This window comes from Pseudomonas sp. SORGH_AS_0199 (assembly GCF_031453735.1).
GTDB classification, from domain to species: Bacteria; Pseudomonadota; Gammaproteobacteria; order Pseudomonadales; family Pseudomonadaceae; genus Chryseomonas; species Chryseomonas aestiva.
Window position 1 is genome coordinate 4,663,669 of sequence record NZ_JAVJAE010000001.1, and the last position, 13,987, is coordinate 4,677,655.

Below are 13,987 nucleotides of genomic sequence, written 5' to 3' on the forward strand. Positions count from 1 at the left end.
TCCGCTTTAGCGTTGGTTATTTGCCGGACTTGACCCGCGTCCAGCTGCGGGTTTCCAGGCGCAGGAGTTGCGGGGGCAGCTCCTTCATGACGTACAGCTTGTCCATCACCGCCTGTGGCGGATAGACCGTCTCGTCCTGCCGCAGCTCGGCATTCATCAGCTCGCCCGCCTGCGGATTGGGGTTGGCGTAGCCGACATAGTCACTGACCTTGGCGATGACCTCGGGCTGCAGCAGATAGTTGATGAAGGCATGGGCCTCCTTCACGTTCTTGGCATCCTTGGGGATGGCCAGGAGGTCGAACCAGAGGTTCGCGCCCTCCTTGGGAATCGCGTAGCCGATGTTGACGCCCTTCTTCGCTTCCTCGGCACGCGAACGCGCCTGAAAGACATCGCCGGAATAGCCGAAGGCCACGCAGATGTTGCCGTTGGCCAGATCCGAGATGTACTTGGAGGAATGGAAATAGGTGATGTATGGCCGCACCTTGAGCAGCTGGGCCTCGGCCTTCTTGTAGTCGTCGGGATTGGTACTGTTGGGATCGAGTCCCAGGTATTGCAGGACTGCCGGATAGACCTCATCGGGCGAATCCATGAAGGAGACGCCGCACTTGCTCAGTTTCTTGAGGTTCTCGGGTTCGAACAGGATGGCCCAGGAATCGAGCTTGTCGGTGCCCAGCGCGGCCTTGACCTTGTCGACATTGTACCCGATGCCGTTGGTGCCCCACAGGTAGGGAACGCCGTATTGGTTACCCGGATCGCTCTTTTCCAGCTGCTTGAGCAGCGCCGGATCGAGATTCTGCCAGTTCGGCAGCTGGCTCTTGTCCAGTTTCTGGAAGGCGCCCGCCTTGATCTGCTTGGCCAGGAAGTTGCTCGAGGGCACCACCACGTCATAGCCGGTGTGGCCGGCCAGGAGCTTGCCTTCGAGGGTTTCGTTGGAATCGAAGACGTCATAGACCGGCGTGATGCCGGTGGCCTTCTGGAAATCCTCGAGCGTGGTCTCGCCGACGTAATCGCTCCAGTTGTAGACGCGTACCGTCGGCTCGGCGACGGCAGTTCCCATGACGGTCAGGGTGGTCATGGCCAGCAGGGTTTTACGCAACGAAAGCACGGGCGGCTCCTTTCATGGTGGGCATCGGCGGCGACACCCTTTCAGCGGTCCATACAGACGTACGGCACGCCGGAGTGACTCCGGCGTGCCGTCCTTTCAGTCGCACGCGGCGACCAAACTCACTTGCCGGACTTGATGGTGGTCCAGGTACGGGTCATCAGACGCTGGGTCTTGGCCGGAAGATCCGGGAAGGCGTACAGCTTGGTCATGGTTTCCTGGGTCGGATAGATCCCCGGGTTGGTGCGGATCGCTTCAGCTACGAGCGGCGTCGCCTCCTTGTTGCCGTTGGGATACTGCACGTAGTCGCTGACCGCCGCGATCACCTTGGGCTCCATGATGTAGTTGATGAACTTGAGGGCGCCCTCGGGGTTCTCGGCATCCTTGGGAATGGCCATGGTGTCGAAGAAGGTGCCGGCGCCTTCCTTGGGAATGTTGTAGGCCACGGTCACGCCGTTCTTGGCGTCGGCCGCGCGGGCCTTGGCCTGGGCGATGTCGCCGGAATAGCCGACCGCCACGCAGACGTTGCCGTTGGCCAGGTCCGAGATGTACTTGGAGCTGTGGAAATAGGTGATGTACGGACGCACCTTGAGGAACAGCTCCTCGGCCGCCTTGATCTCCTTGGGATCCTGGCTATCCGGCTTGTAGCCGAGGTAGTGCAGACCGGCGGGAATGATCTCGGTGGGCGAATCCAGCACGGCCACGCCACAGCCCTTGAGCTTGGAGAGGTTCTCGGGCTTGAAGATCAGGTCCCAGGAATCCACCGGGGCATTGTCGCCCAAGGCGGCCTTGACCTTGGCCGGGTTGTAGCCGATGCCGATGGTGCCCCAGAGGTAGGGGATGGCGTACTGGTTGCCCGGATCGCTGACTTCCAGGGTCTTCATCAGCTGCGGATCCAGGTTGCTGTAATTGGGCAACTTGGACTTGTCCAGCGGCTGGTAGACGCCGGCCTTGATCTGCTTGGCCAGGAAGGAGTTGGACGGCACCACCACGTCGTAGCCGGAACGGCCGGCGAGCAGCTTGGCTTCGAGGGTCTCGTTGCTGTCGTAGACGTCATAGACCACCTTGATCCCCGACTCCTTCTCGAAGTTGGCGATGGTGTCTTCGGCAATGTAGTCGTTCCAGTTGTAGACGTGCAGGACCTTGGGGTCCGCCGAGGTGTTACCGGCAAAGAGGCCGGCCAGGCTCAGCGCTAGAAGAGTCTTGCCAAAAACATTCATGCGGTGGTGCTCCTCAAGTCATCGTTGGTCTTTTGATTCGGCGCGCGGCCAGCGCCCGCGCGCAGTCTGGCAAGGTCCGCCGCCAGGCTCAAGCCTTGGCGGCCATTAGCCACGCTGGCGCAGCAGCTCATGGGTCTGATCGAGGCTCAGCCGCGCCAGGGTGACCAGTTCGTCGATGGACTCCGGCGTGATCACCAGCGGCGGCGCGATGATCATGGTATCGCCCACCGCGCGCATCACCAGGCCATTGCGGAAGCAGTGCTCGCGACAGAGCATGCCCGCCCCACCCTCGTACCGCGCCCGCGTCTTCTTGTCGCGCACCAGCTCCAGCGCCGCCACCATGCCGACACCCCGGGTCTCGCCCACCAGCGGATGGTCGGCCAGCTCCGCCCAGCGTTTCTGCAAATAGGGTGCCGTGGTGCTGCGGACCCGGTCGACGATGCCTTCGTCGCGCAGGATGCGGATGTTTTCCAGGGCCACGGCCGCGGCCACCGGATGCCCGGAATAGGTGAAGCCGTGATAGAACTCGCCGCCCTCGTCGAGCACCCTGACCACTTCGTCACGCACCACCACGCCGCCCATGGGCACATAGCCGGAGGTGAGCCCCTTGGCGATGGGCATGAGGTCCGGAGCATTGCCGTAGTACTGGCTGCCGAACCATTCGCCGGTGCGGCCGAAGCCGCAGATGACCTCGTCGGCGATGAAGAGGATGTCGTACTTGTCGAGGATCTGGCGGACCCGCGGCCAGTAGCTTTCCGGTGGAATGATCACCCCGCCGGCGCCCTGGATGGGCTCGGCGATAAAGGCGGCGACGCGCTCCTCGCCGACCTCCAGGATTTTCCGCTCCAGCTGATCGGCCGCCCAGATGCCGAATTCCTCCGGACTCATCTCGCCGCCCTCGCCGAACCAGTAGGGCTGCGGGATATGCACGATGTCGGGCAGCAGGCCGCCCTGCTCGTGCATCGCCGCCATGCCACCCAGGCTGGCACCGGCCAGGGTCGAGCCGTGGTAGCCATTCCAGCGGCCGATGACCACGCGCTTCTCCGGCTGGCCTTTGGTTGCCCAGTAATGGCGCACCAGACGCAGTACGGTGTCGTTGGCCTCCGAGCCGGAACCGGTGAAGAACACGTGGTTCATGCCCTCCGGTGCCAGCTCGGCGATGGCCTTGGCCAGCTCCAGTACGGGCGGATGGGCGGTCTGGAAGAACAGGTTGTAATAGGGCAGTTCACGCATCTGGCGGCTGGCCGCCTCGACCAGTTCTTCACGACCGTAGCCGACGTTGACGCACCAGAGTCCGGCCATGCCGTCGAGGATGCGCTGGCCCTCGCTGTCCCAGAGGTGCACCCCCTCGGCGCGGGTGATGATGCGCGCGCCCTTCTCGTTGAGCTGGCGATAGTCGGTGAAGGGCGCCAACAGGTGCCGGCGACTCAGGTCCTGCCAATGGGCGGTGGTAAAGGTAGTCACGAAGCCTCTCCTTGAATCGCGGTCAGACGCTGAGCAGCAGGAATTCCCGCTCCCAGGAACTGATCACGCGCTTGTAATTCTCATGTTCGGCGCGCTTCACCGCGACGTAGCCGCGGGTGAAGCGACTCCCCAGATAACGCTCCAGGGTGGCCGACTGCTCCATGCGCTCCAGGGCGGCTTCCAGGGTCAGCGGCAGGCGCAGGTTGCGACGCTCGTAGCCGCGCCCCTGTACCGGGGCACTGGGCGAGACATTCTCGATCATGCCCAGATAGCCACACAGCAGGCTGGCCGCCAGGGCCAGATAGGGATTGGCATCGGCGCCGGCCAGGCGGTTCTCCACCCGGCGATTCTGCGGATCGGAATCCGGCACGCGCAGACCCACGGTGCGGTTCTCCTCGCCCCACTCGACGTTGACCGGCGCCGAGGTGTCGGGCAGGAAGCGGCGGAAGGAATTCACGTTGGGCGCGAACAGCGGCAGCGCCTCGGGGATGTATTTCTGCAGGCCACCGATGTGGTGCAGGAAGAGTTCGCTCATGCTGCCATCGGGGTTGGAAAACACCGTCTTGCCGGTCTTCAGATCCACCACGCTCTGGTGCAGGTGCATGGCGCTGCCGGGCTCACCGGTCATGGGCTTGGCCATGAAGGTGGCGGTGACGTTGTGCTTGAGCGCTGCCTCGCGCAGGGTGCGCTTGAAGACGAAGATCTGGTCGGCCAGGTGCAGCGGATCGCCGTGACGGAAGTTGATCTCCATCTGCGCGGTGCCTTCCTCGTGGATCAGGGTATCCAGATCCAGTGCCTGGGCCTCGCACCAGTCGTACATGTCTTCGAACAGCGGATCGAATTCGTTGGCCGCATCGATGGAAAAGGACTGGCGCCCGGTTTCCTGGCGCCCGGAGCGGCCTACCGGCGGCTGCAGCGGATAGTCGGGATCGTCGCTGCGCTTGGTCAGGTAGAACTCCATTTCCGGCGCGACGATGGGCTGCCAGCCGTGCTCGGCATAGAGCTTGAGCACCTTCTTGAGCAGGTTGCGCGGCGACAGCTCGATGGGGATGCCGCGCTTGTCGTAGGTGTCGTGGATCACCAGGGCTGTGGGTTCCAGTGCCCAGGGCACCAGGAACACCGCGCGATCGTCCGGCCGGCAGTGCATGTCGATGTCGGCCGGATCGAGCAACTCGTAGTAGATGTCGTCGTCGACATAGTCCCCCGTCACGCTCTGCAGCAGCACGCTCTCCGGCAGGCGCATGCCCTTTTCGTTGAGGAACTTGGCGGTGGGGGAAATCTTGCCGCGGGCGATACCGGTCAGATCGGCGACCAGGCATTCCACTTCAGTGATCTTGCGTTCTTTCAACCAGGCGGTGAGCCGGTCAAGCGGGGTGCTCATAAAGACCTCGAAGGTTCGAGCGGGATGAACAGCATCAGCGTTCGGCAGCGCGCGCCTTGCAGGCCTTGCCAAACGCCTTGAACAAGGCGAGATAGACCGGGTGACTGCGCACCTTCCATTCCGGGTGCCACTGCACGCCACAGGCAAAGGTGCGGGCTTCGCGGACCGAGACGGCCTCGATCAGGCCGTCGGGCGCCAGGGCCTCGGCGCGCAATCCCGGTGCCAGGCGATCGATACCCTGGCCATGGATGGAATTCACGTCGAAGCGTGCCGGCAGCTCCAGGGACTCGAACAGGCCACCGGCCTGGACCTCGACCGGATGGTGCAGGCCATAGTGCTCTTCCAGGGTCTCGCCGCGTTCGCGGTGGTCCATGAGCGAGCCGACCTCGTGCACCTTCTGATGCAGGCTGCCGCCAAAGGCCACGTTCATTTCCTGGAAGCCGCGGCAGATGCCCAGCACCGGCATCCCGGCCGCCACGGCGGCGCGCAGCAGCGGCAGGGTCACGGCATCGCGGGCCGCGTCGTGCAGGGTGCTGGGCTCGCTGGGCGTGCCCTGGTAATGATGGGGCTCGACGTTGGATGGCGAACCGGTGAACAGCAGACCGTCCAGGCGCTCAAGCAGGGCCTCGGTGGCGATGAGATCGGCCAGCGCCGGAATCACCAGTGGCATGCCCTCGGCGCCCTCCACCACCGCGCGCAGATACTTGTCACCGGCGATGTGAAAGGGATGCAGGCCAAGTTGCCTGGTACAGGCTGTGACACCTATGAGGGGCAGCGCGGACATGGGACACCGGGTTGAACAGGAATCATCCGAGCCTAGTCTTGTTCGTTATTTTTCACAACCACCGGCAAAAAGTTTCGAGATTCTGCACAGAAGCGGCGAAACAGAGGCGTTCCAGCCCCGCCGAATGCGCCAAAAACAGGCACCTGCGCACCACCCCTGAGCAGGGTTGCCTCCAGTTGACTTTGGTCCGCCTTTCGGATTGACTCCAGGGTGGTAACTCCGCTGATTGATATTTTTAACAGGGGCGCTGACAAAGCGTCGGAGCGCAGGCGAGACCGTACTCTCAGGTCGCTGTCGGATCGACAGCGGGCACTCGTGCCCTCACTGCGGTTGGCCCACTGGGCAAACAGGCGCATCAGGCGCTAACCGTTTTGTCGAGCGCAGCCAAAAGCAAAGGTGTTTCATCATGTCGGTACCCCCGCGTGCCGTTCGTTTGGATGAAGCGACCGACTTCCTCAGGGAACATCCTGAGGTCCAGTTCGTCGATCTTCTGATTGCGGATATGAATGGCGTGGTGCGTGGCAAACGCATCGAGCGCACCAATCTGCCCAAAGTCTTCGAGAAAGGAATCAACCTCCCCGCTTCGCTGTTCGCCCTCGACATCACCGGCTCCACCGTCGAAAGCACCGGTCTCGGGCTCGACATTGGCGACGCCGACCGCGTCTGCTTCCCCATCACCGACACCCTCTCCATGGAACCCTGGCAGAAGCGCCCCACCGCGCAGCTGCTGATGACCATGCACGAGATGGAAGGCGAGCCCTTCTTCGCCGATCCCCGCGAGGTCCTGCGCCAGGTCGTCCAGCGTTTCGACGAGCTCGGACTCACCGTCTGCGCCGCCTTCGAGCTGGAGTTCTATCTGATCGATCAGGAGAACATCAACGGCCGCCCGCAACCGCCGCGTTCGCCCATTTCCGGCAAGCGTCCCCAGTCGGTCCAGGTCTATTCCATGGACGATCTGGACGAGTATGCGGACTGCCTGCAGGACATCATCGACGGCGCTCGCGCCCAGGGCATTCCGGCCGATGCCATCGTCGCCGAATCGGCTCCGGCGCAATTCGAGGTCAATCTCAATCACGTTGCCGACCCGATCAAGGCCTGCGACTACGCCGTGCTGCTCAAGCGCCTGATCAAGAACGTCGCCTATGACCATGAGATGGACACCACCTTCATGGCCAAGCCCTACCCGGGCCAGGCAGGCAACGGCCTGCACGTCCATATTTCCCTGCTGGACAAGGACGGCCGCAACATCTTCGCTGGCGAGGATCCCGAGCAGAACGCCGCATTGCGTCATGCCATCGGCGGTGTGCTCGAGACCCTACCCGCCTGCATGGCCTTCCTCTGCCCCAACGTGAACAGCTATCGCCGCTTCGGCTCGCAGTTCTTCGTGCCCAATGCGCCGAGCTGGGGCCTGGACAACCGCACCACCGCCCTGCGCGTTCCCACCGGCACACCGGAGGCGCACCGCATCGAGCATCGGGTAGCCGGCGCCGACGCCAACCCCTACCTGCTGCTGGCCGGCGTCCTGGCCGGCGTGCACCATGGCCTGACCCGGCAGATCGAACCCGGCCCGGTCACCGAGGGCAACTCCTACGAACAGCACGAGCAGAGCCTGCCGAACAACCTGCGCGATGCCTTGCGCTACCTGGACGACAGCTCGGTGATGGCGGAGTACATCGACCCGAAGTACATCGACATCTTCGTCGCCTGCAAGGAGCACGAGCTGGAGGAGTTCGAGCACTCCATCTCCGACCTCGAGTACAACTGGTACCTGCACACCGTGTAGGGACCTGCCTGCCGACCGGTCCCGCACCGGTCGGCAGCTGTTCTGCGGTACCGCCGGAGTCCTGCGCGTGTTCACGCCCGCGGCGCCCTGCCGGCCTTTCCCCCTTCTCAGCCAACGACGACTCTGGACGGAGAGCTTCGCCATGACCACCCTCACCACGCCGCGTGCCGACGGCTTCCACATGCCGGCCGAATGGGCCGACCAGCGCCAGATCTGGATGGTCTGGCCCGAGCGCCCGGACAATTGGCGCCTGGGCGGCAAGCCCGCCCAGGCCGCCTTCACCGCAGTCGCCCAGGCCATTGCCCGTTTCGAGCCGGTGACCATCGGCGCCTCGGCGAATCAGTACGAGAATGCCCGTGCCCGCCTGCAGCACCCGAACATCCGGGTGGTGGAAATCAGCAATGACGACGCCTGGTGCCGCGATACCGGCCCGACCTTCGTCAGCGACGGCCAGGGTGGCGTGCGCGGCGTGGACTGGAGCTTCAATGCCTGGGGCGGCTTGGATGGCGGCCTCTACTTCCCCTGGCAGCGGGATGACCAGGTCGCCGGCAAGATCCTCGCGATCGAGAATCTGCCGGGCTATCGTACCCCGGACTTCGTCCTTGAAGGCGGCTCCATCCACGTCGATGGCGAAGGCACCCTGATCACCACCGAGGAATGCCTGCTCAACGCCAATCGCAATCCGCACCTGGATCGCGAAGCGATCGAGCGCTACCTGAGCGACTACCTGGCGGTGGACAAGGTCATCTGGCTGCCCCACGGCCTGTACAACGATGAAACCAACGGCCACGTGGACAATTTCTGCTGCTACGTGCGTCCGGGCGAGGTGCTGCTGAGCTGGTGCGACGATCAGGCCGACCCCAACTACGGCCGCTGCCGCGAGGCCCTGGCCGTGCTGGAGCGCGAAACCGATGCCCGTGGTCGCACCTTCAAGGTGCATCGCATCGTCACCCCGGGTCCGCTGTTCGCCAGCGAAGACGAATGCCGCGACGTGGATGCCTGCCTCGGCACCCAGCCACGCCGGGCCGGTGAGCGGCTGGCCGCCTCCTACGTCAACTTCCTCATCGTCAACGGCGGCATCATCGCCCCGACCTTTGGCGTTCCCGAGGACGCCGAGGCCCTGCGTACGCTGCAGGCCTGCTTCCCGGAGCACGAGGTGGTACAGGTTCCCGGCCGCGAGATCCTGCTCGGCGGTGGCAACATCCACTGCATCACCCAGCAGCAGCCGACTGGTCGCTGATTTCCGGCGGAAACGAAAAAGCCCGTCTTGCGACGGGCTTTTTTTTGACCTGAGCGCGGCTTAGAGCAGCGGCAGGGTGTAGCTGACGATCAGACGGTTTTCGTCGACGTCACGCTGGCCCGGCACACCGGCTTGGGAAACGGCCGGCAGGTCGGAACGCAGCATGGCGTTACGCCAGGTGAAGCCCAGACCTTTCAGCTGGCCTTCCGGGATCACGTAGCTGACGGTCAGGTCGCGTTCCCATTCCATGGCGTCGCCAGTACGGGTACGGATGTTGTCACCGCGCTGATAGATGACGCCAGCGGTCAGACCCTTGACGCCCAGCTGAGCGAAGTCATAGGAGTAGCGAGCCTGCCAGGTGTCTTCGCCGGAACGGGTGAAGTTGTTGATCTGAATATCGGTGATGGCATAGGTCGAAGCGCCACCGTTCTCGTTCAGGTAGGGGAAGGCGCTGTTGCCGTTGCTGCCCTGATAGCCCAGACCAAAGGTGTGGCCGTAGATCGAGTAGGTGAACAGGCCGCTGTAGAGGCGGTTGTCGATCTCGCCAGTAGTACGGGTACCACCGTAGTAGCCACTGGACACGTAGAGACCGGTGCTGTCGGCCTTGCGGTTCTCGCCCTGGCTGTTGCTATCGAAATAGCGCAGGTCGGTCTTGAAGGTACCGTCGCCCAGCTTGACGCTGTGCACCAGACCCAGGAAGTGCTGGTTGTAGAAGTCTTCCAGCTGACCGAAGTAGTACTGCAGGGTCAGGTCTTTGGTGACCTTGTAATCGGCACCGACGAAGCGGAAATGGTCGCTGTTGCGACGCAGGGCGGCATTCGCAGCACCGTTGGAACCGGCGATGGACAGATCGTCTTCGTCGGTGGAGTTACGGTTCTTGGCACGCTCGAGCTGGCCGGCGGTCAGGGTCACATCCTTGATGTCCTTGGACGTGATCTGAGCACCCTGGTAGGTCTGCGGCAGCAGACGACCGTCGTTCGAGACCACAACCGGCAGCTTCGGCATCAGGGTGCCGTAGCGGAACTCGGTTTCGGAGATCTTCATCTTGGCAGTAGCGCCCAGGCTGCTGAACTCGTCTACAGCGCTGTTATCGGTATCGCGCGGGAACATGGTGCCGTTCTGCACGCTGCCACCGGTACCGCCGTTGGCCTTGCCACCGCTGTCCAGACGCAGGCCCAGCATGCCGACCGCATCGACGCCGAAGCCAACGGTGCCCTGGGTGAAGCCCGACTGGTAGTTCAGCATGAAGCCCTGACCCCAATCCATCACGCGGGAAGGATTGGCCGTACCGTTGCGGTTGTCTGTGTTGATGTAGAAGTTACGCAGACTGAGGGTAGCTTTGCTGTCTTCGACGAAGCCGGCAGCGTGGGCGGCGGCAATGAGGGACAGGTTCAGACAGGCCGCGGAGACCGCGACCACCAGTGGCTTCTTGACCATGAGTGCTCCAGGGGTGAATCGTTGTTATGCGGCCACCAGAGGTGTCAGCGCCTGCTGGTGGTATGCCCGACGGGCCGTGCGGAAGGGAAAGCTAGAGGGCTTTTATTTCAATTTGGAGAATTATCCCGGGCTTGGTCGACTTTTAATTTGCGACTTCAAGCACAGGTCCCCTGCCACCGTCTTCCACGTTGCGAAAGCTAATTGCAAAAAAGCATTTCGTCTAGCGATACCTGGTTGAAAACCCGCCCTGTGGTCTTCCGCTCTGACTGTTCGGTCATGGCCCAAGGGAACCTGCGCCGCCTACGCCTATGGCAAGGCTCGCCTTTCCCCGAGAAGACGCCATCCAAAGCGATACACCCTGAGGCTCTGGAACGGGCTTCCCAGGGCTCTGGCTAAGTATTTGAAAACGGCCAATTTCAGCATCAAAAAGGCCGGACCTGAAGGAATTCCCTATCTGCCTCAAGGACTTGTAATTTTTTGCGACTGCTATTTCAGTCGATTTGCCCTGAAGACGACGCCTATCGCCCGGTATGACGCAGCGCCTGCCCTGCTGCAAGAGCGACCTTGCCCAGTCGGTCGCGCAGGAACATTCCTTCTAATCGACGGGGTGCCGCTGCCTCAGCAAGGACAGCCAACAGGACACGGACCAGAGATCGGCTGCAGGCCAGATGGACAAGGAAGCAAGGGTGGCGGAGGACCGAGTGAGAGGGCGTGACAGCGGTGGGCGAAACCGCGAACCAGGCCGCCCGAGCTGCCCTCGGCGCGGTCTGGCAAGGGATATTCAACCCTGGACGACTTGATCCTTGCCCTGGCGCTTGGCCCGGTACATGGCCTCGTCCGCTCGCACATAAAGGGCGTCGAGAGACTCGTCGCCCTCCCGCAACACGGTGACGCCCTGACTGATGGTGACCTTCAGCGGCCCCTCGGCGCTGGGTACCGCCAACTGCCGCACGGCACGCTGCAGGCGCCCGCCGATCTGCAATGCCAGGTCACTGTCACAACCCGGCAGCAGCAGGGCGAATTCTTCGCCACCGATACGGCCGAACAGATCCCCGCGGCGGGTGGTCTGGGCGCCGCATTCGGCAACACGCTGCAACACTTGATCACCCATCTGGTGACCGAAACGGTCGTTGATTTTCTTGAAGTCGTCGATGTCGAGCAGCAGGAAGGCCAGGGGCTCGCCTTCGCTCTGGGCGAATTCGAAGGCGCGCTGGGCACTCTCGAAGAAGTGTCGACGGTTGCTGCTGCGGGTCAGGACGTCTGTGGTGGCAAGCCGTTGCAGCTCCTCCTCCATGCGCTTCTTGTCGGTGATGTCTTCGGCGATACCCACCACCAGCAGCGGCATTCCGGCCTCGCTGCGCTGACTGACAAAGCACTTGTCGCTGAGCCAGCGTATCTCGCCGTCGGCGCGGATGATGCGGTACTCGCGGGACTCCACGGCGCCCTGCTCGATCACCTGCTCCAGGGTGCGCTGGGCGTACTCCAGGTCGTCGGGATAGATGTTGTTGAGCCAGGTGCTGTAGTCGCTCAATACCAGGGATTGGGAGCGACCGAAGATCTGTTCGTAGGCAGGGCTGACATAGATGATCTGGCGAGTGCGCCAGTCCAGGGCCCAGAGCACCGCATTGACGCTTTCCAGCAGCGCGCTGAACAGCTGCTCCCGGTCACGCAGGCGATCTGTCTCGGCCCGCGAATGCAGGAGAGCCAGCAGATTCTCTTCCGGTGTGGGAAGAGCAGACAGAGAGGGTTGTTCATCCATATACACATGCGCCTACGCGGGGTCCTGAGGGAGTTAGAGACAGCTGAAACCAGCCTGGTTCAATCCCCGCATAGAGCAGCCCACCGCTTCGGTGGGCTTTTGTGAAGCCTTTCTCAAGCAGTTCCGGCCGGCCGCAGGGAATAGGTTTTCAGCTGTTCGGCGAATTCGCGCAGGGACTGAATGCCGCTCGCTTCGGCTTCGCCGATCCACTGCCGGGTCGCGGCCAGCATGTCGTGGCCGTTGGCGCTGGTCCGCGCCCAGATCTGCTGCAGCGCCAGGCGCTTTTCGTAGATCAGCTTCAGCGCCTGACTGTGCTCGAGCAGTTCGTCGATGCGCACCTGATGGCGAGCCTTGAGCAGACTGGTCTCGCGGGCCAGCAGCCCCCGGGCGCGACGGAACAGCGGACGCTGGGAGGGCGCCGCACTGCCCCGCTCCTGCCGCAGCAGCGGGCCGATCACCTGCTGGCGGTACTGGGCCATGATCTGGAAGCGGTTGTTGAGGATGGCCATGGCGGTGTCCATGTCCAGCTGCCCCTTGCCTTCGATGCGGTGGGCGATGGGGGCGACACGGTTGACCTTGGCCAGACGCAGCCAGGTGAACAGCTTGATCCAGGCCCAGCCCATGTCGAATTCCCAGCGCTTGACCGACAGCTTGGCCGAGTTGGGATAGGTGTGGTGGTTGTTGTGCAGCTCTTCGCCACCGATGACGATGCCCCAGGGGATGAGGTTGGTGGCGGCATCGCGGCATTCGAAGTTGCGATAGCCCACGGCATGGCCCAGGCCATTGACCACACCCGCGGCCCAGAAGGGAATCCAGACCATCTGCACGGCCCAGACGGTGAGACCCAGGGCACCGAACAGGGCGATGTCGATCAGCAGCAACAGCACCACCCCCATATTGCGGGTGCGCGGATTGGAGTAGAGCTTGCGCTCGATCCAGTCGTCCGGGCAGTTCTTGCCATAGATGCGCAGGGTATCGGCGTTGTTCGCCTCGGCCTTGTACAGCTCGGCGCCGCGCCGCACCACGGTGGCAAGGCCCTTGTGCACCGGGCTGTGCGGGTCCTCTTCGGTTTCGCACTTGGCGTGGTGCTTGCGGTGAATGGCGGTCCACTCACGGGTATTCATCGCCGTGGTCAGCCACAACCAGAAGCGGAAGGCGTGCCTGAGCGCGGGATGCAGCTCCAGCGAACGGTGGGCGGAGTAGCGATGTAGGTAGACGGTGACACTGACAATGGTCAGGTGGGTCAGCAGCAGGGTGACCACCACCAGTTGCCAGACCGACAGGTCAAGCAGGCCGTTGTAGCTCATGGACGCAGAGGACCTCGCGCGGGTTGTGTGGTGCAACTGTCACTGAAAGTTCAGTGAACAGGCGTTCGCGCATTATTGCCGGGGTGGGCGATAAATCCAGCCCTCCCTTTTGCTACACAACGTGTCCTTCACAGACTGCTAATTCTAAAAGTGAATAAACAAAGCATTATTAGCACTTTTAAGAAATAAAGATCGGCCCCCTAAGATGGCGCCACCTCCCCGCCCACCGCTGTACACGAGGACGCCACCCATGAGCTCCGTTCCGTTCCGCAGCCTGGAAAACCAGGACGAAACCGCACTGCTCCGCGATATCCAGCAGGCTTTGCGCGGACTGAGATTCGGCGCCATCGAGATCACCGTGCACAACGGACAGGTGGTGCAGATCGAGCGCAAGGAAAAATTTCGGCCTCAGACCGGCCAAGCCAACAAGCCCTGAGTTCTCGCGGTCAGCGGACGAGCGGGCAAGGTGCCCGCCAGACGGTGTCCGGCTTTCTCACGTCAAGGAGCCTT

Annotated in this window: 11 protein-coding genes; 3 read left to right on the forward strand and 8 right to left on the reverse strand. The window is 62.9% G+C overall.

Features of this window, described 5'->3' with window-relative positions; translation table 11 throughout:
- Positions 1-16: 16 nt before the first annotated feature.
- From QE444_RS21855 to QE444_RS21875, 5 genes are all read right to left on the reverse strand, one after another.
- A complete protein-coding gene (locus tag QE444_RS21855) occupies positions 17-1,075 on the reverse strand; it encodes a polyamine ABC transporter substrate-binding protein (RefSeq protein ID WP_285386528.1) in 1,059 nt (352 codons plus the stop codon).
- A 149-nt stretch (positions 1,076-1,224) separates the two neighbouring features.
- The gene (locus tag QE444_RS21860) at positions 1,225-2,322 is read right to left on the reverse strand and encodes a polyamine ABC transporter substrate-binding protein (protein WP_285386499.1); all 1,098 of its coding nucleotides are present in this window, start codon (positions 2,320-2,322) and stop codon (positions 1,225-1,227) included.
- A 105-nt stretch (positions 2,323-2,427) separates the two neighbouring features.
- Entirely contained in the window at positions 2,428-3,786 is a 1,359-nt protein-coding gene (locus QE444_RS21865) for an aspartate aminotransferase family protein (RefSeq protein WP_133861331.1), read from the reverse strand.
- 22 nt (positions 3,787-3,808) lie between these two features.
- Positions 3,809-5,167, reverse strand: coding sequence for a glutamine synthetase family protein (locus QE444_RS21870; RefSeq protein ID WP_133861332.1), 1,359 nt, complete (start codon positions 5,165-5,167; stop codon positions 3,809-3,811).
- Between the two features lie 34 nt (positions 5,168-5,201).
- Complete coding sequence (locus QE444_RS21875) at positions 5,202-5,951, reverse strand: gamma-glutamyl-gamma-aminobutyrate hydrolase family protein (protein WP_285386501.1); 750 nt, start codon at positions 5,949-5,951, stop codon at positions 5,202-5,204.
- Positions 5,952-6,357: 406 nt separating this feature from the next.
- Here QE444_RS21875 and QE444_RS21880 point away from each other — a divergent pair, with 406 nt between their 5' ends.
- The gene (locus QE444_RS21880; RefSeq protein WP_133861334.1) at positions 6,358-7,734 is read left to right on the forward strand and encodes a glutamine synthetase family protein; all 1,377 of its coding nucleotides are present in this window, start codon (positions 6,358-6,360) and stop codon (positions 7,732-7,734) included.
- Positions 7,735-7,876: 142 nt separating this feature from the next.
- A complete protein-coding gene (gene aguA, locus QE444_RS21885) occupies positions 7,877-8,974 on the forward strand; it encodes an agmatine deiminase (protein WP_280308973.1) in 1,098 nt (365 codons plus the stop codon).
- Positions 8,975-9,034: 60 nt separating this feature from the next.
- Here aguA and QE444_RS21890 read toward each other — a convergent pair whose 3' ends face one another.
- The 3 genes from QE444_RS21890 to desA form a co-directional block, all read right to left on the reverse strand.
- A complete protein-coding gene (locus QE444_RS21890; RefSeq protein ID WP_133861336.1) occupies positions 9,035-10,411 on the reverse strand; it encodes an OprD family porin in 1,377 nt (458 codons plus the stop codon).
- Positions 10,412-11,192: 781 nt separating this feature from the next.
- Entirely contained in the window at positions 11,193-12,170 is a 978-nt protein-coding gene (locus QE444_RS21895) for a sensor domain-containing diguanylate cyclase (protein ID WP_133861337.1), read from the reverse strand.
- Positions 12,171-12,283: 113 nt separating this feature from the next.
- Positions 12,284-13,477: a delta-9 fatty acid desaturase DesA gene (desA, locus tag QE444_RS21900; protein ID WP_133861338.1), complete on the reverse strand. Its 1,194-nt coding sequence runs from the start codon at positions 13,475-13,477 to the stop codon at positions 12,284-12,286.
- 250 nt (positions 13,478-13,727) lie between these two features.
- On the opposite strand from desA, the gene oscA reads away from it, so the two are divergent.
- Positions 13,728-13,913, forward strand: a complete 186-nt coding sequence (gene oscA, locus QE444_RS21905; protein ID WP_133861339.1) for a sulfur starvation response protein OscA — start codon at positions 13,728-13,730, stop codon at positions 13,911-13,913.
- Positions 13,914-13,987 lie beyond the last annotated feature (74 nt).

Coding starts and splice junctions, on each gene's coding strand:
- QE444_RS21855 (WP_285386528.1), bottom strand. CDS start 1,075: ATGACCACCCTGACCGTCATGGGAACTGCCGTCGCCGAGCCGACGGTA.
- QE444_RS21880 (WP_133861334.1), top strand. CDS start 6,358: ATGTCGGTACCCCCGCGTGCCGTTCGTTTGGATGAAGCGACCGACTTC.
- QE444_RS21860 (WP_285386499.1), bottom strand. CDS start 2,322: ATGAATGTTTTTGGCAAGACTCTTCTAGCGCTGAGCCTGGCCGGCCTC.
- QE444_RS21870 (WP_133861332.1), bottom strand. CDS start 5,167: ATGAGCACCCCGCTTGACCGGCTCACCGCCTGGTTGAAAGAACGCAAG.
- QE444_RS21895 (WP_133861337.1), bottom strand. CDS start 12,170: ATGGATGAACAACCCTCTCTGTCTGCTCTTCCCACACCGGAAGAGAAT.
- aguA (WP_280308973.1), top strand. CDS start 7,877: ATGACCACCCTCACCACGCCGCGTGCCGACGGCTTCCACATGCCGGCC.
- oscA (WP_133861339.1), top strand. CDS start 13,728: ATGAGCTCCGTTCCGTTCCGCAGCCTGGAAAACCAGGACGAAACCGCA.
- QE444_RS21875 (WP_285386501.1), bottom strand. CDS start 5,951: ATGTCCGCGCTGCCCCTCATAGGTGTCACAGCCTGTACCAGGCAACTT.
- desA (WP_133861338.1), bottom strand. CDS start 13,477: ATGAGCTACAACGGCCTGCTTGACCTGTCGGTCTGGCAACTGGTGGTG.
- QE444_RS21890 (WP_133861336.1), bottom strand. CDS start 10,411: ATGGTCAAGAAGCCACTGGTGGTCGCGGTCTCCGCGGCCTGTCTGAAC.